The organism is Rubinisphaera italica, from assembly GCF_007859715.1.
In the GTDB taxonomy this organism is placed as follows: Bacteria; Planctomycetota; Planctomycetia; order Planctomycetales; family Planctomycetaceae; genus Rubinisphaera; species Rubinisphaera italica.
Map to the genome: position 1 here is coordinate 5,153,531 of NZ_SJPG01000001.1, position 19,257 is coordinate 5,172,787.

The 19,257-nt window shown below is 49.0% G+C and carries 14 protein-coding genes; 8 read left to right on the plus strand and 6 right to left on the minus strand.

Going from position 1 to position 19,257, the window contains the following annotated elements; all coding sequences use genetic code 11:
* Positions 1-190: 190 nt before the first annotated feature.
* The 4 genes from ychF (at position 191) to Pan54_RS19645 (ending at position 7,048) form a co-directional block, all read left to right on the plus strand.
* Positions 191-1,282, plus strand: coding sequence for a redox-regulated ATPase YchF (gene ychF, locus Pan54_RS19630; RefSeq protein WP_146505100.1), 1,092 nt, complete (start codon positions 191-193; stop codon positions 1,280-1,282).
* Between the two features lie 151 nt (positions 1,283-1,433).
* Positions 1,434-2,105 (plus strand): site-2 protease family protein, encoded by a 672-nt coding sequence (locus Pan54_RS19635; RefSeq protein ID WP_146505101.1) that lies wholly within the window; start codon positions 1,434-1,436, stop codon positions 2,103-2,105.
* Between the two features lie 272 nt (positions 2,106-2,377).
* The gene (locus Pan54_RS19640) at positions 2,378-5,059 is read left to right on the plus strand and encodes a serine/threonine-protein kinase (protein WP_146505102.1); all 2,682 of its coding nucleotides are present in this window, start codon (positions 2,378-2,380) and stop codon (positions 5,057-5,059) included.
* A gap of 102 nt (positions 5,060-5,161) precedes the next feature.
* On the plus strand, positions 5,162-7,048 hold the full coding sequence (locus Pan54_RS19645; protein WP_146505103.1) for a hypothetical protein: 1,887 nt from the start codon (positions 5,162-5,164) through the stop codon (positions 7,046-7,048).
* 12 nt (positions 7,049-7,060) lie between these two features.
* On the opposite strand, the gene Pan54_RS19650 is transcribed toward Pan54_RS19645, so the two are convergent.
* Positions 7,061-8,287: an SAM-dependent methyltransferase gene (locus tag Pan54_RS19650; RefSeq protein WP_146505104.1), complete on the minus strand. Its 1,227-nt coding sequence runs from the start codon at positions 8,285-8,287 to the stop codon at positions 7,061-7,063.
* Positions 8,288-8,573: 286 nt separating this feature from the next.
* Between Pan54_RS19650 and Pan54_RS19655 the strand changes: the two genes are divergently transcribed.
* From Pan54_RS19655 to Pan54_RS19665, 3 genes are all read left to right on the plus strand, one after another.
* Positions 8,574-9,986 carry a TlpA disulfide reductase family protein gene (locus Pan54_RS19655; RefSeq protein ID WP_146505105.1) on the plus strand — a complete coding sequence of 471 codons (1,413 nt, stop codon included), beginning with the start codon at positions 8,574-8,576 and terminating at the stop codon, positions 9,984-9,986.
* A gap of 497 nt (positions 9,987-10,483) precedes the next feature.
* Entirely contained in the window at positions 10,484-11,092 is a 609-nt protein-coding gene (lexA, locus tag Pan54_RS19660) for a transcriptional repressor LexA (protein ID WP_146505106.1), read from the plus strand.
* 207 nt (positions 11,093-11,299) lie between these two features.
* Complete coding sequence (locus Pan54_RS19665; protein ID WP_146505107.1) at positions 11,300-12,793, plus strand: sugar ABC transporter ATP-binding protein; 1,494 nt, start codon at positions 11,300-11,302, stop codon at positions 12,791-12,793.
* Positions 12,794-12,957: 164 nt separating this feature from the next.
* Here the strand turns inward: Pan54_RS19665 and Pan54_RS19670 are convergent, their stop codons facing one another.
* The 5 genes from Pan54_RS19670 to mobA all read right to left on the minus strand — a co-directional run bounded on the left by Pan54_RS19670 (position 12,958) and on the right by mobA (position 16,653).
* Positions 12,958-13,287 (minus strand): hypothetical protein, encoded by a 330-nt coding sequence (locus Pan54_RS19670; protein WP_146505108.1) that lies wholly within the window; start codon positions 13,285-13,287, stop codon positions 12,958-12,960.
* A gap of 105 nt (positions 13,288-13,392) precedes the next feature.
* A complete protein-coding gene (locus Pan54_RS19675; protein ID WP_146505109.1) occupies positions 13,393-14,751 on the minus strand; it encodes a tetratricopeptide repeat protein in 1,359 nt (452 codons plus the stop codon).
* Between the two features lie 222 nt (positions 14,752-14,973).
* On the minus strand, positions 14,974-15,453 hold the full coding sequence (locus Pan54_RS19680; protein WP_146505110.1) for a tRNA (cytidine(34)-2'-O)-methyltransferase: 480 nt from the start codon (positions 15,451-15,453) through the stop codon (positions 14,974-14,976).
* A 6-nt stretch (positions 15,454-15,459) separates the two neighbouring features.
* Entirely contained in the window at positions 15,460-15,804 is a 345-nt protein-coding gene (locus tag Pan54_RS26850) for an NUDIX domain-containing protein (protein WP_390621953.1), read from the minus strand.
* 213 nt (positions 15,805-16,017) lie between these two features.
* On the minus strand, positions 16,018-16,653 hold the full coding sequence (gene mobA / locus Pan54_RS19690) for a molybdenum cofactor guanylyltransferase (protein WP_146505112.1): 636 nt from the start codon (positions 16,651-16,653) through the stop codon (positions 16,018-16,020).
* Positions 16,654-16,765: 112 nt separating this feature from the next.
* Between mobA and Pan54_RS19695 the strand changes: the two genes are divergently transcribed.
* On the plus strand, positions 16,766-18,844 hold the full coding sequence (locus tag Pan54_RS19695; RefSeq protein WP_146505113.1) for a PTS sugar transporter subunit IIA: 2,079 nt from the start codon (positions 16,766-16,768) through the stop codon (positions 18,842-18,844).
* Positions 18,845-19,257: the final 413 nt, after the last annotated feature.

The following is a 19,257-nucleotide window of genomic DNA, read 5'->3' on the forward strand; positions in this document are numbered from 1 at the left end:
ACGTTAAGAACATCTGGCACGACTGTAGATTCAAGCCAGGGTGGCGGGGGCGCTTTCGCAGAAAGGCCCCCGAATCGTAGACCTTTCGGGGGCTTCCGCTAACGCGGAGCGCCCCCGCCACCCCCCCAATTATTTTGACTTGATCATCTTTTGACAGGCGTTCTAAGTTTCACTCAGGAGCGAATTATTCATGGAAGCTGGAATTGTCGGACTTCCCAACGTCGGTAAATCGACATTGTTTAATGCATTGACCGCAGCTGGAATTGCCAGCGAGAATTATCCGTTCTGCACCATCGAACCCAACGTCGGCGTGGTCGAAGTTCCCGATCCCCGACTCGATATCATTCATAAGTACATCAAAACCGATCGCGTTCTTCCTGCTGCTCTCAAACTGGTCGACATAGCCGGGATTGTTAAAGGGGCGTCTGTCGGGGAAGGTCTCGGCAACAAATTCCTGGCGAACATTCGTGATGTCGATGCGATCATTCATGTTGTCCGCTGCTTTGAAAACGACGATGTGATTCACGTCGATGGCAGTGTCGATCCACTTCGGGATGTCGAAACCATCGATACAGAACTGATTCTCGCCGACCTGCAAACGGTCGAGTCCGCTCGAGATCGTTCCCAAAAGAAAGCCCGCACGGGTGATTCCGATGCGAAAAAGCGAATCGCAATTCTGGATAAATGTTTTGAACGACTCGATCAGGGAATGCCGATTCGTGGACTCGAAATCGACAATCCCGACGACCGGAAAATTCTGAGAGGCTTCTCACTGCTGACCGCCAAGCCGGTCCTCTATCTGGCGAATGTTTCGGAAGATGATCTCAAAGGTGAGAGTGAACATGTACAGGCGCTGAAAAATCGAGCCGGCGTCGAGCAGGGGGAAGTCATCCCGGTTTGTGCGGCGATTGAATCCGAATTGAGTGAAATGGACAAAGCCGACCGAGCCGAAATGCTGGCCGATCTCGGTCTGGAAGAGCCTGCTTTGAGCGTTGTTGCCCGGGCGACTTACAAAACTCTGGGTTATCAAAGTTACTTCACCGCCGGCGTGAAAGAAATCCGCGCCTGGACCATTCCTCAGGGAGCAACCGGCCCCCAGGCCGCGGGCGTGATTCATACCGATTTCGAAAAAGGATTCATTCGAGCCGAGATTTTCTCGATTGAACACCTCGAAGAATACAAAAGCGAAAAAGCAATCCGAGAAGCCGGCAAGTTACGCGTTGAAGGAAAAGAGTACATCATGCGGGATGGCGATGTCTGTAACTTCCTGGTGAATCCGTAATTTTAGGGGATCCGAGTCTGTGATTCCTCGGGTGTTCTCACGAACCTTTTGTCCAATTTGCATTAACAGATCTATAGATGACTCATACCCACCCGAGTCATCACTGACTCGGCTCGCCCATCTCGTTCTCAAACACTGACATCAAAAAGACATGCTCGGACAAACTTCACCTACTCCTTACGACATTGAATTCAACCTGTTTGGAATTCCGGTGCGAGTGCATCCGTTTTTCTGGTTGGTGGGATTAGTTTTTGGCTGGGGATTACAACGTCCGGATTTGATTGTCATCTGGATGCTCTGTCTGTTTGTCTCCATATTGATCCATGAGATGGGTCACGCAATTTTGATTCGTGCATTCGGGTACAATCCCCATATTGTTCTGCATCAGTTTGGAGGATATGCCTCTTTTATTCCCGGGTACAATTACTCGCTCTGGAAATCCGTTGCGGTCTCGTTTGCGGGGCCGCTGGCCGGGTTCATGTTTTATGGTGTCATCATCGGCATTGAATATCTGATGGTGGCCTTCAACTACTTTCCCTCCCCTCAACTCAACTTTGCTCTGTATCAACTGGAGTGGATCAACCTGTATTGGGGCCTGGTGAATCTATTACCGGTACTTCCGCTCGATGGTGGCCAAATCTGTCGAGATGTCCTGCTGATGTTTCGCCGTGATGGAGACTTGTGGGCCTTACGAATTGGCGGATTTGTGGGAGCGATTGTCGCCACGTTATTTCTGATGCGGGAAGACATGTATCCTGCGGTCCTGTTTGGGTTCCTCGCACTCTCGAATCTCAAAGAATTGAGCGATCGTAATCCACGCTGAATCCAGTCTCGGGCTCTTCTGATGAGATAAGAATTCCCGATAACTGTTCGAGTCGGCAGGTTGCGTGGGATATGTTCATGAATTGAGGATTTCGAACGATTCGTATTGCTTATAGATATTATAAGATCGTTTGATCAAACAAGCACGAAGCGCAAGCGAGTGAGTCCATTTCGTGAAGTACACACTCGCTTGCGCTTCGTGCTTGTAAAACTCTTTATTCAGTGAGATGATCAAGCCATAATTATCGATTTCATCTCCAGAATAATACTGTCATGAATTTTTCCACCGATCATAATCTGCTCATCGGCGTGATTGCCTACAACAATGGATTTGTGGATCAGCATCAGCTGGTTCAGGCAATGAATCAGTGGGTGGTCGATAAATCGAAAAGTCTGGCCGAGGTGATGCAGACACTGAATGCAATCACAGTTGAGGAACGGGAATTAATTCTCGCTCTGACGGAGCGGCATCTGGAAAAGTTTGGTGGGGATACCGAAAAGACGCTTCAGCAACTTTCTTCGATCAGCTCTGTCAAAACGCATCTGGAAACCATCATTGATAGTGATTTGCAGAACAGTTTAAATACGCTACACAATCAACCGACTCATCAATCCGTTGGATCCAGTTCCGATGATGTCATCGGCTCAGGTCAGGGATATATCCGTTTTCATAAAATTCGATCGCATGCTCATGGGGGACTGGGCGAGGTCTTCATTGCCGAGGATATCGAACTGAGTCGGCATGTTGCTCTGAAAGAAATCAAAGGCAATGCCAAACTGTCTCCAGCCGACAAAGTACGGTTTCTTCGTGAAGCCGAAGTGACCGGGCAGCTGGAACATCCCGGTATTGTGCCCGTTTATGGTCTGGGAAGTTATGCCGATGGCCGTCCGTTTTATGCGATGAAATTCATCAAGGGAGACAGCCTCCAGAAAGCGATTGAGAATTATCACACTCCTGCGACGCCCGGCCGAACTCCCGAACAAAAGTTGTTTCAGTTGCGTCAATTGCTCCAGCGATTTATTGATGTCTGCAATGCGATGCATTATGCCCACTCGCGTGGAGTGCTGCACCGGGATTTGAAGCCGGGCAATATCATGGTTGGCAAGTATGGAGAAACACTGGTTGTCGACTGGGGACTGGCTCGTTTACAGGGAGAAACGTCGGAAGAACTGTCCGATACGGAAAGTCCGCAGATCCTATCGGGTTCTATTGAAACACAAACTCTCGATGGCACCTTATTGGGAACTCCCGCTTATATGCCGCCGGAACAGGCGATGGGCACAATCAATCAACTCAATGCCACCAGTGATGTTTATAGCCTGGGAGCGACGCTTTTTGAACTCCTCACGGGTCAACCTCCGTTTGTCGGAAAACAACTGACGGAACTCCTGAAGAATGTTCGTCGTGGGAATTTCCCAAATCCTACAGAAATTGAGAAGTCCATTCCAAAGCCACTTGAAGCCATCTGCCTGACGGCAATGAAGCTCAATCAGGCCGACCGCTATCAGTCAGCCGAAGAACTGGCGGAGGATCTGGAACGCTGGTTAGCCGACGAGCCCGTGAACGTCTGGAAAGAATCGTTTTCGATTCGTTTTAGCCGCTGGGTGAAACGTCATCGCACACTTTTCACCAGCCTGACGACATCTGCCGTTGTTTTGATTGCCGCTTTAACTTTGGGAATGGTGTTGTTGAATGCTGCTCGAAAACGGGAAGCGGCTGCTAAAGAGATTGCAGAAACAAATTTCCGCATGGCGAAAGAAGCGGTCGATCAATTCTATGTTCGGGTCAGTGAAGAAGTTCTGCTCGATCAGCCAGGATTGCAAGCCGTGCGTGAAGAAATGTTGAAAGAGGCACTGGTGTATTACAAACGCTTCCTCGAACAGCGGACTGACGACCCGGTTTTACAAGAGGATCAAGCCCTCACAATGTATTATCAGGGGCAGATCCTGGGTGAAATCGAATCGCCTGAACAAGCCCTGGGAGTCCTGAAAAAAGCCGAAGAACTCCAAATCAAACAGGTGGAACGGGACGCGAAAGATCCGGTGCAAAAATATCGGCTCTCGAATATTCAGAATGCAATCGCATCTCAACTGACCAAAGAGCAACAGTGGGAAGAAGCGGGGCAAGTATTTGAAAAGGCCACAGCCGTTCGTCAACAGTTGGTAGAAGAATTCCCTGAGGACACCGAGTATCAGCGTAAACTGGCTAACACTTTGATGAATTATGGACTGGTCGAAATGAAACTGGGCTCGGCTGAGAAAGCCCTCGAATCAGTCGTGCGGTCTCAAGACGTCCGTCAGACTTCATTGAAAAAAGATGCTGAGAATGTCTTGATTCAGCGCGACCTGGCAATGGGCTATTTCAATCAGGCGATGTTCCAGTTGCAGCTCAAGCAGATGGCCCCAGCAGTGGAATCTTTAGAGAAAGCTGTTGATGTTTTTACAAATGTCGTCGCCATTCAACCTCAGGATTTTCGGATTCAACTGCGGCTGGCTCAAACCAAATCCTGGTTATCGGAACTGCTCTGGTTCCAGAAGCAGCAGGAACGCGCCGGTCAGTTGAATGCAGAAGGCCGCAGGCTTCTCGAAATGCTGATCATGTCCAATCCCGATGTTACCGATTACCACGCAGCTCTGGCACGACTCCTGATGAACCGGGCGCGCTGGTCCGAACAGACCAACGAACTCGAATCGGCCATTACGACACTTGAAGCCGCCATCGAGCAATTGCGTTTGATTGTGGATGGCCAGTCTCTCACGGAAACGCCGAATGAGCATCGCGATTTGGCAGTCTCTTTATCGTCTCTGGCAAAGTTGATCCAAGACTCTGATCCCGAACGATCTGATGCACTTCGAAATGAAAGTTTGGAAATTCTCGCTCAACTGACCAAAGACTTTCCAGAGAATCCTGATTTCAGAAAACTGAAAGAAAAGCAGGACGCCTTGAGGGAATAGGCAATCTGGATCGATTGTGCAAACTCGTTTCACGGCTTATCTCGCCTTCATCCGATACACAGATTAGGAAACCGGGCTCTCTGTGCGCGCTGAAGGACAAGAATGTCGAAGATTTTGTTTCTCTCAAAGCTGACACTGCTATTACTGCTGCCAGTTTTGGTATTCAGTCGTGTCGGTTTTGCGCAGAATCAGAATTCGACACCGAGTCAACCCGGGACATCCCCATCGGCCGCTCCACCAGTGTTACCTGGACCAGATGCTGGAAATCTGACGACTGAGATCGAGAATTTGCCTGTTGCTCCCGAAGTCGCTGCTGCTGCGGTTCAACCAAATGCACAGACCAACGATAATGACACTACAGACAATCAACCGCAGGTCAGCGAGGAATACGAACAACTTTCCAGCATGCCGTTTATGCTGGGTGACCTATTGCGTGCCAATCAGAGCTTTTCGTTTCCGTATAACCTGGCCGGAGATATCGCCGGGACCGAAGCCAACGGAACACTGCGGAGCCGCAATCCGAAAGTGGCAGAGAACAACTCGGCTCTTCCCCGCAACCGCATCAGCATTCGCTACAACTATTTCAGCGATGCGGCCACGATTACCGGTCTTGAACCCTTCGGCGATCCCGTTTTCCCCGGAGTAATTGCCGCTGCCGATATTGGCTTGAATGGATTGCCTCCCGGTCTAACTTTGCCTTCCGGTGTCCAGTTCCTGAGTCCTGACCCTCAGTTTGGACAATTCCAGTTTGAAATTCCGGCCAGCCAGATCGATGAATTGAATGACCAGTTTCCCCCGGGAGATTTGGGGCAGTTTGGTGTTCGCTTCGATCCCGGTTCCAACTCACAGGGAACTGCGGTCATCCCTCAGTATTCTTTTATCGACGATAATGACGATCTCATCTACGGATTCGATTTAACCCGAGTTCTGAGAAATCAGGAAATCCGGGAAGCGAAACGCGATTTCAATGTGAATCTGATCAACTTCGGTTTTGAATCGACCTTCTGGGAAAATCGAGCATCGATCGAAATGCGGATGCCTTTTGCCCGCTCGGTCAATTCTGATCTCGATCTGACCGCTTCGCAGGTTGTTGAGGACGATTATACGCGTGCCGATCTGGTATCGCCTTATGGCGGGACGCTCGGCAATGGCAACTTTGCGATAAAGGACATGCAGCTGATTTTTAAATCGCTCGTCTGGTCCTCCGATCGTATCGTTTTCTCCTCCGGTTTTGGACTGCAATTGCCGACCGCTTCCGACTCCAACCTTTCCATTGTCGATGGATTCCCAGACCCCACAATTCGAGTTTTTCAGAATGGTGTGGCTCCCTTAGCTGATGTCTTGCGGTCACGGGATATTCGTGTCAAGAATCAAACGATCGGATTGTCTCCTTATCTGTCACTGGCAGCAACACCTACCGATCGTACATTTTTCAACGGCTTCTTTCAGCTCGACTTCCCTTTGGGACAAGACACTGTCGAATTTCAGCAAACGAACTTCGCCCGCTTCCTGATTATCAATAACGGCTCTGGAACGACCACACGCGATCCCTTTGTTTCCTCATCGCAATCGGAAGGCAAGATTCGCGATCAGATGCTGATGAATCTTGACATCGGCGGCGGCTATTGGTTTTACCGCAACCCTGCCGCCCGCCGCGTAACCGGTTTGGCTGGCCTGATGGAATTGCACTGGACTTCAACTTTACAGGATGCAGATATCTTCGAAGCCAATTCCACATTCCTGGGAGAGCCCGTTCTGCTGGCCAATCGCGATCCCAATCCGAGTGTCCCGCAATCGGTGATTGAAGAAGACCCGATTCGCATCGGCAACACCGCCAACCGCATGGATATCATCAACGCCACCTTCGGCACGACGATTGAATTCAGCAATCGATCCACATTCAGCCTCGGCGTAGCCGTTCCATTGCAGGGCGGATTGAATCGAACGTTCGAAACCGAAATCACCGCTCAGTACAATAAGATTTATTGAACCGCAGGCGGTTCAATACTCCGCTTTAATCCAGACAAATTGTCCGACGCTGGTGGCATGTTCGAGGAATGCACCTTCGCAGTAGCAGAGGTAGTAATCCCACATGCGGATGAAGCGGTCATCGAAGCCGTGGTTGCGGACCTGATCGATTTTATCGAAGAACGTCTTTCGCCATTCGCGTAATGTTCTCGCATACGATTCGGCGAATTCTTCGAAAGCGACCAATCGAAGTTGTGTGGAGGCTGAAAGGGCCTGTTGCACAGCTGAGATCGAGGGGAGGTGTCCGCCAGGGAAAATGTACTTCTGAATGAAGTCGACCGAACGGCAGTAGCGATCGTAGCGTTGGTCGGGCATGAGAATGCTTTGAATGAGCATCGAGCCCCCCGGTTTGATGAGGGATTCACATTTCTCGAAATATGTGGGCAGAAATTCTGCTCCGACCGCCTCGATCATTTCGATGGAAACGAGTTTATCGTATTGACCGGACAAATCACGGTAGTCGGTTTTCAATAATGTGACACGATTGGTCAAGCCTGCGTTTTCGATTCGCTGTTTTGCATAGTCGTGCTGTTGAGTGGAGATGGTTGTGGTGGTGACGCGGCAGCCGTAGTTTTCGACGGCGTATTGAGCAAATCCACCCCAGCCTGTACCAATTTCGAGGACATGATCTTCAGGTTTCAGATCGAGTTTCTGGCAGATCAAATCGAGTTTCGCAAGCGAAGCTTCCGAAAGTTGCATGTCCTCCTGAGCATAGTAAGCCGAGGAATACATCATGGTTTCGTCGAGGAAGAGCTTGAAGAAATCGTTGCTCAGGTCGTAATGAGCTGCGATATTTCGTTGACTGCCGGATTTGTCATTCCGATTTTTTTGGTGTCCCCAGGTCGCAACGGTTGTCATCAGTTTTGACCAGCCTGAGTCGAGGCTTGCCAGGTGGTCCATATTTCTGCAAAGGATACGAAAAAAGTTGACGAGATTATCGCAAGTCCATTCTCCCTGCAAAAACGACTCTGCCGCTCCCAGGCTCCCTTCCCAGGCCATCCGACGATAGAGCTGGGGATTTTCGACACGAATGACCACTTCGAGATGGTCTTTTCCCAGTGTGCCGAATGCCTCGCGTTGATCACCAGACTCGATAATCACCCGACCATGCTTCAATTGGCCCAAAACGCGAAAAATCTGTTTTTGCAGTGCGGACTGCCAGAATGAAAGGGAGTTTGACTCCACTGGGACTGCTGACATGGCGTTTATGTTTTTTCGAGAATATGTTAATAGAAGAAAAACTCATTGATAATAGACGAGGTCGACGACAATTAACGCCCCCTGCAGGCGACTATTTTTTGAAATCATCACTCAACTGCGAACTAAACATCAGAATATATTACTTAGACTCATCTTGACCTGTATTCGGAATTTCACATAAAAACCCCGGAATTACAATACCCGAGGAAGCGTCGATGATCTCGATTTTATCGACAAAGCCTATTACGAACGGCATATTACGCGTTCAGAAACAGGATATACAGCAATGGTTCTGGCAGCATTGAATCTGGTAATGAAACCAACGAATCTAAGTCCCTCATTTCGAAGGGCTTCATTTGGAATTACTCATACATTCTGCCTGATGAGTCTGATCGTGTTTGCCTCGGGATGTGGACAATCAGAAACCATTTCCGAACAGGAACAGGAAAAGACTCTCAAGTCGGCTCCAAATATTGTCCAGCTGGGGCCTGAGGATCATCAACTCTTTGGCCGTATCGAGAATTCTTCTGAGAATCCACAAACACTGGCGACCGTCCCTGCATTGACGATTCGTCCGGCGACTCAAACGGAACTCGGACCGGAAATTCAGACCGCTTCACTGGAATTAATACGGCGTTTACCGGCCGAAAAAGTCCCGGTGACTTCTGGAACAGCTGAATGGGACCTCGAGCAAATCTCAGCATTAATGACGGAATCGGAAGCTTTGATCAGTGAGGATTCGGAAGTGCCCGAGAGTACTCGGCTGGTGCGGATTCGTGAAAACAATCAGAGAATTGTCTCACTGGCCTCACATGCGATTTCCATATCTTACGATGAACCTGATCAGGTTCCCCAGTTCAATGCTGCCGTCCATTCGTTGATGGAAGCTCGCTTCCAGTTGGCATTACAAGGCGACGAAGCGGCATTGCAGGAGTTATACAACGATGCCGCTTTGCTGGCGAAACAACAACCGGATTCCGTAGCGGCCGTCATCGCGTCAGGAACCATTGTTCGACTGGCGGAAAAATTGGCGTTACGAAATGAAGCCGATTCTCCCTGGTTGAGTGAGCATGTCCGTCAGGCCAAATTGTTCGCAACCAATTTCCGAAATGAAGAAGCCCGGGCCATTGTTCAATTGATTTCCGCCGCAGAACTGTGTGAAAAACGAAACATTATTCTGCCTGCCATAGAATGTTACACTGTTATTCAACAGACCTTTCCGGAGACACCTTTCAAAGAACGAATTGAAGCTTCTTTGCGACGAGTCAGTCTGGTCAATCGAAAGCTGACAATTGAGGGGCCGTCGATTGACGGCAAAACCATCACACTCAAAGAGTATGCGGGTCAGCATGTCATTATTGCCTTCTGGTCTTCAAAGTCACATGAATTTGTGAACCATCTCGACGTTCTGAACCAGTTAACAAAAAACGAAGGCTATGCAGTGATTGGCATCAATCTGGATTCCGAACCGCAAAACTTTCAGGATTTTCTGTCGAGCCACGACGTTCCCGGACAGCACATCTTCTATCCTCTCGCTGATCTCCGTGGAGCCAACCAGCCTTTTGCGAAGCAATTCGGTGTGAGCGAGGCTCCCAGCTACTGGCTGGTCGATGCGGATGGGATTGCTCGTGCAACAGCTCTTTCTGTAGAACAACTCTCAAAATTGCCTACACAAAAATCTATTACCGCTGAGAATTAATGCGATGTCGACATCCACAAAATGAAATCACCACCCGAGCCAATTCCGGCTCGGGTTTTTTTGTGGACGAAACAGGCAAATTCTGATGGACTCGAAACTGTCAATCCAGGTCCTTACATTCAATTCTGAAACAAGATTTTTTTCTTAAAATGAATTTCTGATGATTATATTCGTTTTATTTTTTGAATTTTTCATAAAATAATCAGGCACCACATTGTGCATAATTACTGGTCTTTTGTGGCATAATGCGCACAATTGTTTAATAATTTTGAGAAATTAGGTGATTTAGTCTCAATTATTGCCCAATCTTGACTATAAATGCAGGGATATGCCTGCATTTGCGTGGATGTGGTACTTGTCCTCAGCAATAGACAGTGGTATATTGGTAATATTACCGGTTGTCAGGCTTTCAACATACCGAGAAGACCTGACTATACGCTCTGCTTCCTACCAATAATCCAAATTAACTGGGCCAAACATCTTTAAAGGATGAAACCATGATAGAAAAAAGCCATCCACCGCTTACAGAACGCCAATCAGCCATTTACGATTTCTTAAAAGAAAAAATTGTGAACCGAGGCTACGGTCCCACTGTCCGTGAGATTGGGAATCACTTTGGAATTCGTTCCCCCAATGGAGTTATGTGCCATCTGAAGGCACTGGAACGCAAGGGATTGATTACTCGGGAATCACACATGTCCCGCGCAATTCAGTTGACGGATCACTCTCAAATGCGATCCACAACCATGAAACTGGCTGGTCAGATTGCAGCGGGAAGTCCGGTTCTGGCTGTCGAAGATCAGGAAACAATTGACTTTTCCGGATTGTTCAACGACCAGGATCAATTTTGTCTCCGCGTTAAAGGCGATTCGATGATCGAAGATCATATTGCTGAAGGAGACTATGTTGTCGTCGAACGAACCACCAATTGCAACGACGGAGATATTGTTGTCGCTCTGGTTGATGGCACAGAAGCGACATTGAAGCGTTTCTTCAAAGAACCAAACCGGATTCGCCTTGAACCTGCCAATTCCACTATGCAACCTATCTACTCGAACAATGTCGAAATTATGGGTGTCGTCTCTGGTGTAATTCGTCAGTACTAAGAATAAATCGGATTTCTGAAAGTTTTGTCTTATCAGATTCGAATTCATAAAAGAGACGCCTGTGGGTGTCTCTTTTTTTACGCCTGAACATAGGGTTCGTAAAAGCAACACTTTCCCCTCGCTGACACTTCGAGTTATGATTCATCGGAGCGAGTTCCGCTTTTCCCAATTCAGCACAAGCACTCATTTTCTGAAACTGTTTCGATTATGTCAATCAGCACATCCTCCATTCTGAGTATGTCGGGAATCACGAAACGGTTTGGAGCAACCATCGCATTAGACGATGTCGCGATTGATGTGCAGCCTGGCCAGGTGCTGGCTTTGATTGGGGAAAATGGAGCGGGCAAGAGTACCTTGATGCGGATTTTAAGTGGTTCGATCAAACCCGATTCCGGACAAATGTGTCTGGAGCAGCAGGCTTACGAACCAGCCGACCCACACTCTGCTCGACTGGCGGGTGTGAGCATGATTTATCAGGAGTTGACGATCGCTCCTGACTTGAGTCTGGAAGACAATTTGATGCTCGGCTGCGAGTCATCCCGGTTTGGATTGCTCGATCGTAAGGCTCAGCGAGAGCGGATGCAGGAAGCTCTTCGCCTGCTTGGATTGGATCAGTTTCCGCTGACGATACCGGCGCGCCTGCTGTCTCCCGCTTCTCAACAGTTGGTGGAAATTGCGCGGGCCTTGGTCAATCAATCGAAGATTGTGATTTTTGACGAGCCGACGAGTTCTTTGACGTCGGAAGATGTGCAGCAGTTGTTCAAGGTAATACGCATCCTGAAAGAACGTGGGTTAGGTCTGGTTTACATCAGTCATTTTCTGGAAGAAATTCGAGAACTGTGCGATGACTATGTGATACTTAGAGATGGTCAAAGTGTGGGAGCTGGCAAGCTGGATGAGGCGAGCGATGATCAGATCGTGCATCTGATGATTGGCCGAGAACTCGATGAATTATTTCCGACAGTGCCTCATGAGCAGGGCGAACTCTTGGTGGATCTGACTAATCTTACCGGCTCAGAGAAGCCGGTCGATGTTTCGCTGCAGATTCGTCGCGGAGAGATTGTCGGTCTGGCGGGTCTGGTCGGAGCCGGGCGAACGGAGTTGGCGCGGTGTCTGTATGGATTGGATCCAGTGAAGTCGGGGACTGTCAAAATTGAAGAGATCCAACCGGCTCCAAATCCGCGGGCTCGGATTCGAGCGGGGATGGGGATGGTTTCGGAAGACCGAAAAACAGAAGGGCTCGCCCAAAATCGTTCGATTGCTGACAACCTGACATTATCACGACTGGAAGACTATGCGCGGTTCGGTGTGGTGAATTTGACCTCTCAGAAAAAATCTGCTCGCGAGTGGATGAATCGTCTGAATGTCAAAGCGGAATCTCCCGAGCAGACGATTCAGGCACTTTCGGGGGGCAATCAGCAGAAGGTCGCGATCGCACGCGTATTGCATCAGCAGGCCGATTTATTAATTCTCGATGAGCCCACACGTGGCATTGATGTCCGAACGAAATCGGAAATCTATCGGCTGATGGGCGAGTGCGCGGCTCAGGGAAAAGCGGTGTTGTTTATCAGTTCGTACCTGCCGGAGTTGCAGGCGGTGTGTGATCGAATTGGTGTGATGGCGCGGGGGCGATTGAAAGAGATTCGTCCTACGGAAGAGTGGACGGCAGCTGAGATTATGCGCGTTGCGATTTCGAAGTGAGTTGCAACGGGTAGCCCAGATAGCTCCGCTATCTGGGTGGACGAAGTCCACAAGAGGACTGCAGTTGGATGATGGAATTTTCTCACCGCGTTCTTGCGGCTTCGCCGCCCTGAAAGAATCTTTCAGGGCTATCCTACTGATTTCAAATTAATAGAACCCCACGTTCAAGCGTGTTTTTTTGGGCTTACTGTTGGCCAATCTGCAATGAATGTGAACTCCATTACATCCGAATGAAGGATGAACTCCCATTGCTTGCCTGACTGTCTACAATCAAATGCAATGATATCCCAAGGCAACTCCCAATCGTCATCAGAATCTGAGTAAGAGCCATCAATATATACTAAACGTGAATTTTGAAATTCGACGAATAACTTGTTGGATTCCTCCTCAAAAGGTGCAATCATTAGTTCAATCGATGATTCTTGGAATGTTGCAATGTAAACACCATGAACGCCTAATCCACGGTAGAGATATGTTTCGATTTCACTTGGCATTCTAAAACATTTTCAAATGGATTCTCAATCTGCAGGTCTGGCACTGTCTGACGTCAACTAGCGTGGAACGCACATTTTGACAGGCTGGAAGCCTGTCCTACGGAATTATGGCTTTCCTGCGAGTTTAACAAACCAGAGTTCGGTAGCGTACCAGGTGTTGTCTTCTTCGATGAGTGTGAGGACCTGTTCGTCTTTGGAATTGAAAATCCGTGCTTTGCGTTTGCCGTCTTCTTCTTTCAGTTCAACACGCTTCACCATCGTTTGTTCATCAATTGAGAAATTTATGCTGTCGATTTTCTTGAGTAGCTCAGGCGTAATTTCGTTTTGTTTTTCAGGCAGGATAAATTTCTTCAATTCTTCGATGTTTCCATCCCGAATATACTCTTCCTGCTTTTGTAATTGAAAACGAGTCGCCTGAAGTATCTCATGTTCCAGGGCGGCCTGCTGTTGATATTTTCGGAGTTCTTCTGCAGTCATTAACCGGGCTGATCGGAGGGTTTCGGTCCAGAGTTTGATGTTCTCTTCGTCTTTCTGATCGGCTTTTTTCGTATAGGCAATTCGATGAATATCGCTTTTGCCTTTCACGATGCGGACCATTTCGTATTGCGATGGGTGCTCATCGGTTTCCTTGATTCTCCAGAAGAAGAGCACATCGTCCGGGGTTTCATTGAGCACATCAAATTCCACCTCTTTGAAGGAACCGGTCAGGCTTTCGCGGATGATTTCCATCATTTTTTTTGCCGATTGCTCTTCAACAATTCCGATGAATCGCTGGCTGGAAAAGAGTTCGGTCCAGTTTTGAATCGTTTCCTCACCTTTGGTAAATTCTGTGTTGCCCTGTTCGAAAGATAATATTCGATAGGCAACGCGCCAGCCTTCAGGAAGTGAAAACGCGAGACCATCTTCGCTGCGTAATCCACCTTCGGGAAGATTACGTAAGTCGAGAATGGAAAAGACCTGCTGGTTGATCATGTTGATGGACATGAATCCGTAGATGGCGCGGCTCTGGATGCCATTCTGCTCGAATTGATCTGGCTTGCCCAAAACGTTCATGATTGTGTCTGCAGTCGTACCAACGCTGAAGAGGCCGCGATCATCCAGAAATTTCCAGGTGCGGAGGAAGTCCATCACAGCCGCTTCGTTTTTCGGGGCGTATCGGACAGCCATGCGAAAGTGATACCAACCTGCATTCGCATTGCGGTTGGCCATGTATGCCAGTCCGAGGGCGTGATGATACTCACCGTTTTCCGCTTCTACTTTGACGGCTGCTTCAAAATGTTCGATGGCAGTTTCAAAGTCCTCCAGCTCCATCGCAGATTTGCCAAGTTCAAAACTCTTCTGCGCGGCTGCGGTTTGCGCTTCCGTTTTCTCTATGGGCGGTTTTTCATCGGCGGAAAGGCTGGTTGATGAAATCACCAGGAAGAGGCAGACTCCGCAGAAAAGCGTTCGGATTGTGTGAGTCATTGTTAACATCCTGTTTGGAATTGGCCTGGACCAAGTCTACTTTTACTGCAGCGGCTGGCGATGCAAAAACACCTTGAATTGTTGACGTCAACGCGATCCGCTTAAACCGAATGCGTTCTAAGTCATGCAGAGCCGTCCCCTCGCTGACGCATCGGGTTAAGATAGGCATCCTTATTACGTCCGATCCTGACTCGCCCGTCAAGATCAATCCTGTCTGTCCCCTTACAAATCAGGCAAGCCACCAAACTGACGGACCGCTTCGTACATTATCGTGTTGGCGGTGCTGGCCAGATTGAGGCTGCGAACTTCCGGGTGCATCGGTAATCGCAGGCAGTTCTCGGAATATTCGCTACGAATTTCGTCGGGCAGACCGGCGCTCTCTTTTCCGAACAGGAGAATATCTCCGCGAGCGAACTGAGCTTCCCAGGGAGTGCGAGTGCCGAATTTGGTCAGACACCAGACGTTTCGATCCGGCAATTGCTGGCGAAGTTCCTGCCAGGAATCGACAACGTCCCAATTGAGATATTGCCAATAATCAATCCCGGCTCGACGAAGGTGTTTGGCATCCAGCTCGAAACCGAGCGGACGGATGAGCCAGAGTTTAGCACCGACGGCTACGCAGGAGCGACCGATGTTTCCCGTGTTTTGAGGAATTTCGGGTTCAAAGAGTACGACGTTCAGGATTGGAGTTTGCTTTGTCATTTGAAGTTAGTCAACTGGAGTGGATATGCGAATCTGTTCAAGAACGACAGCGTTGGCCGGGGGGAAAGAATAGGAGTCTAATTCATTTCGTGGGATCCACTTCCAAGGTGCCTGTAAGGAGTCGGGAGATTGACCGTCGACCAGCTTGCACTGCCAGAAGTCGAGCAGAACCTCGCCATGTTCGTACGTAAATTGTTCCTGGTGGAGCAGCCTAAGCGCTTCGACTTGCAAACCGGTTTCCTCACGACATTCCCGAACGGCGGTCTCGGATGTACTTTCAGGAAGGAGTTGCTTACCGCCGGGGAACTCGGCGAAACCAGCCAGCACGGCCCCTTCCGGCCGAATGCCCACAACATAACAATTTTCGTGTTCAACGAGACTGATGCCGATGATTTGCAAGGGATTCTCGAAGTCAAAGGTTTAAGAAATATCTGGGTCTAACTATTTATGGATTAAGACCTGTAGAGCACGCTATACGTTCCCAACGGATGTTTCAATCTGGGAATTGATAGCAGCATCTTAACCCGAAGCGTCAGCGAGGGGAAAGCGTGAATTGAAACGGGATCATCGAAGGGATCCCGAGTCATGATCCTGTGAATTTTGCCAGTCTAGGGATTCCTGTGGTGTATTGATTTGAGGGATTTTCGGCCAGTTTTCAGGGATCGGGAGTGAATGGCATTTCTGATTCAGTTGCTGAAAGAGTTTGAAAAACGAACGCTGTTGAGTGGCCAGTCGAGTTTCCAGGATGGGGATCAGCGAGGTGTGATAGCAGCCTGGGAAAGGGTGTAGGCGTGGTTCAGATTTTTTTGAGTTCCTTTCCATGAAGTGAATAGAAAGTGCACCTTCACTTTGTTGAGCTCGTTCCCAGAGGATGTCGAGCCAGTCGGGTTTGAGCTCGGTCATGTCGCAACTGATGAGGACAATCCAACAATCCTGCGTTGTTTTCTGTGAATGAGTCAAAGCGGCATGCAGACCGGCAAGCGGGCCTGCTTCTGGATGGATATCGGGGATTGTAGGAATGTTGAGGTCGAGGTATTTGTCGGAACGATCTGCGACGGCGATCGATTTTTGACCGGTCCAGTGCGAAAGTTTCTGATCGAGATTTTCGATCAACGATTGTGAATTCGTTTTGTGGCGGGCTTTATCGCTGCCAAAACGAAGACTTTTCCCACCACTCAAGATATAACCTTGTGGACGCATGCTTTATTTGAATAGATTAGTGGTGAGAGATTCGAGGTGAGAGTATTTCAATTCTCATTTTCGCTCAGACTCTCAACATTAATCTCTCCTCTCTAACCTAAATTCATTCTTTATGCAATTTCTGGCCAACGCCCTGAATGATGATGCGTTTCTGCTTGATATGGAAGCGGAGTCGCTGAATGAAGTTTTTGAGTTGTCTCTCGATCATCTCATTTCTCGGGATCTGATTGCAAAAGAGCATCGCGATGTGATTCATCAAGCGTTGTTGACTCGGGAAAAAGCGGTCTCGACGGCGATTGGACAGGCGGTCGCAATACCTCATGCGTATGTGCCCGAGATCGAACAGCCTAGAGTCTTTTTTGTCCGTTTAAAACGCCCGCTGAATCTCGGGGCTCCCGATGGTGTACCGACGCGGTTCTTTTTTATTCTATTGGGCCCCACCGGATTTGCAGCCGAACATCTCGATACGCTGACTTCGATCGCGCGGTTGATGTCGGATGAAGAATTTCGTTACGACCTGCTGCAGTCGCGGTCTCGAAAAAATGTTCTTGATGCCCTTGAACGTTTTCATCTTCGAAATACACCCATCATTCCCGATGCGGTCAAGAAAGCGGAAGAGGTTCTGAAATTCTCCGGCAAACCGTTTGGGGGAGTCTGGAATGATTTCAAACGGCGCTGGCCCCATTATCGGGATGACTGGACGCGTGGCTGGAGTAGTAAATCGGCGGCGGCGACTGTGTTTTTGTTCTTTGCCTGTCTGGCACCGGCTGTGACATTCGGCGGGATTATGGGAGCAATTACGAATCAGCAGATCGGCGTGGTCGAAATGCTGATCGCGACTGCAGCCGGGGGAATGATTTATGCGATCTTTTCCGGGCAGCCTTTAATTTTGCTGGGTGGAGTTGGTCCAATGCTCGTGTTTACGGGCATTCTGTATCAGATGTGCGTGGACCTCTCGATTCCGTTTCTGCCGATGTATCAGTGGATCGGCTTCTGGACGGCTCTCATTCTGCTGATCCTCTGTTCGAGCGATGCTTCCGTTTTGATGCGGTATTTCACACGATTCAGTGATGATGTCTTTTCGGTGTTGATGTCGCTGATCTTCATTTATGAAGCGGTCAAAGCGCTCGCTATGATCTTTCAGGAGAGCTTTGCGGACAGTTCGGTGAATCATGATAAAGCGTTTCTCTCGCTGATACTGGCAGTCGGGACGGCGATGATTGCCTTCAATTTGTCCCGGTTTCGACGCAGTCGGTATTTGATGCCGTGGATGCGGGAATTTCTTTCCGACTTCGGGCCGACCATTGCGATAGCCGCGACAGCTTGCATTGGGTTTGCGTTTCGAGGAGAAATTCCGCTCGATCAGCTGGCGGTTCCCGCTGCCATTCAACCGACAATGGTGAATCCCGAAACGGGCGATCCGCGGTCGTGGATTATTGATGGGAGTACGTTGCCGTTCAACTTGAAAATGCTGGCGATCCTGCCAGCTATTCTGGCGGCTGTGCTGATTTTTCTCGTGCAGAATGTAACCGGGCGGCTGATCAATGGGCCGGATCTCAAATTGAAAAAGGGGGCGGCTTATCATCTGGATTTGCTGGTGTTGGCGGTGCTTGTGCTGATCTGTTCACTGTTCGGGTTACCCTGGCTGGTCGCTGCGACGGTCCGATCTCTGGCGCATGTGCGTGGACTGGCGACGGTTGAAGAACAGATCTCCAGTTCGGGAGAGAAGAAGGAACGCTTCATTCACGTGGAAGAGAATCGACTGACCGCATTTGCGATTCATGCGTTGATTGGGCTGTCATTGTTGGCCTTGAATATTCTGGCTTATACACCGATGGCCGTTCTGTTTGGGCTGTTTTTGTATATGGGCGTGGTTTCGCTGCTGGGGAATCAGTTTATCGAGCGGTTGAGCCTGTGGCTGATGGATTCGTCACTCTACCCGCGAACTCACTACATTCGCCGGGTTCCAATTCGATTGATTCACGTGTTTACACTCGTACAGTTGCTGTGCCTGATCGTATTGTGCCTGATTAATTTGAGTCCCTACAAGTGGATGCGGTTAACGTTTCCGATCTTCATTGCGTTCCTGGTGCCCGTTCGAAGCCTGTTGGATCTTATTTTTCCCCCAGAAGAACTCGCGGTACTGGATGCGACGACAGATCCGGATGAAGAGAAGTCGCATTGGACATGATGTTTTAGGCAAGCCGAGTCAGTTATGACTCGGGTGGGTTCGGTTCATCTATCACATTTTTCACAACCCGACACATAATCATCATGAAACACCCGAGCTAATTTGATCGAATTTCTGGGGTCTTCGCTGCGATGCGACCCCAGCGACCAGGGTTGATTAGGGATGTGATCATGGGAAGACAGGCTGGAAGCCTGTGCGTCAGAGGTGGTTTTTACACTTAAAGTGTTGGCTGATAGTTGTTTGTCGACACGCTTCGACTTACGATACTGTTCAATCTCTCATGAATTTGAGTTCAAATTGTGCAGACCGCTCGACAGTGGATTGAGCAGAGAACAGGATTCGTCAATCGCACAGGAAATAAAGACGTCAGAATGTCAGATACCAGTTTAAGCAGTGTTGGCACACAGTTTACG

Excerpts from the sequence above, each read along its gene's own strand:
- ychF (WP_146505100.1), top strand. The coding sequence starts at position 191 with ATGGAAGCTGGAATTGTCGGACTTCCCAACGTCGGTAAATCGACATTG.
- Pan54_RS19635 (WP_146505101.1), top strand. The coding sequence starts at position 1,434 with ATGCTCGGACAAACTTCACCTACTCCTTACGACATTGAATTCAACCTG.
- Pan54_RS19640 (WP_146505102.1), top strand. The coding sequence starts at position 2,378 with ATGAATTTTTCCACCGATCATAATCTGCTCATCGGCGTGATTGCCTAC.
- Pan54_RS19645 (WP_146505103.1), top strand. The coding sequence starts at position 5,162 with ATGTCGAAGATTTTGTTTCTCTCAAAGCTGACACTGCTATTACTGCTG.
- Pan54_RS19650 (WP_146505104.1), bottom strand. The coding sequence starts at position 8,287 with ATGTCAGCAGTCCCAGTGGAGTCAAACTCCCTTTCATTCTGGCAGTCC.
- Pan54_RS19655 (WP_146505105.1), top strand. The coding sequence starts at position 8,574 with ATGGTTCTGGCAGCATTGAATCTGGTAATGAAACCAACGAATCTAAGT.
- lexA (WP_146505106.1), top strand. The coding sequence starts at position 10,484 with ATGATAGAAAAAAGCCATCCACCGCTTACAGAACGCCAATCAGCCATT.
- Pan54_RS19665 (WP_146505107.1), top strand. The coding sequence starts at position 11,300 with ATGTCAATCAGCACATCCTCCATTCTGAGTATGTCGGGAATCACGAAA.
- Pan54_RS19670 (WP_146505108.1), bottom strand. The coding sequence starts at position 13,287 with ATGCCAAGTGAAATCGAAACATATCTCTACCGTGGATTAGGCGTTCAT.
- Pan54_RS19675 (WP_146505109.1), bottom strand. The coding sequence starts at position 14,751 with ATGACTCACACAATCCGAACGCTTTTCTGCGGAGTCTGCCTCTTCCTG.
- Pan54_RS19680 (WP_146505110.1), bottom strand. The coding sequence starts at position 15,453 with ATGACAAAGCAAACTCCAATCCTGAACGTCGTACTCTTTGAACCCGAA.
- mobA (WP_146505112.1), bottom strand. The coding sequence starts at position 16,653 with ATGCGTCCACAAGGTTATATCTTGAGTGGTGGGAAAAGTCTTCGTTTT.
- Pan54_RS19695 (WP_146505113.1), top strand. The coding sequence starts at position 16,766 with ATGCAATTTCTGGCCAACGCCCTGAATGATGATGCGTTTCTGCTTGAT.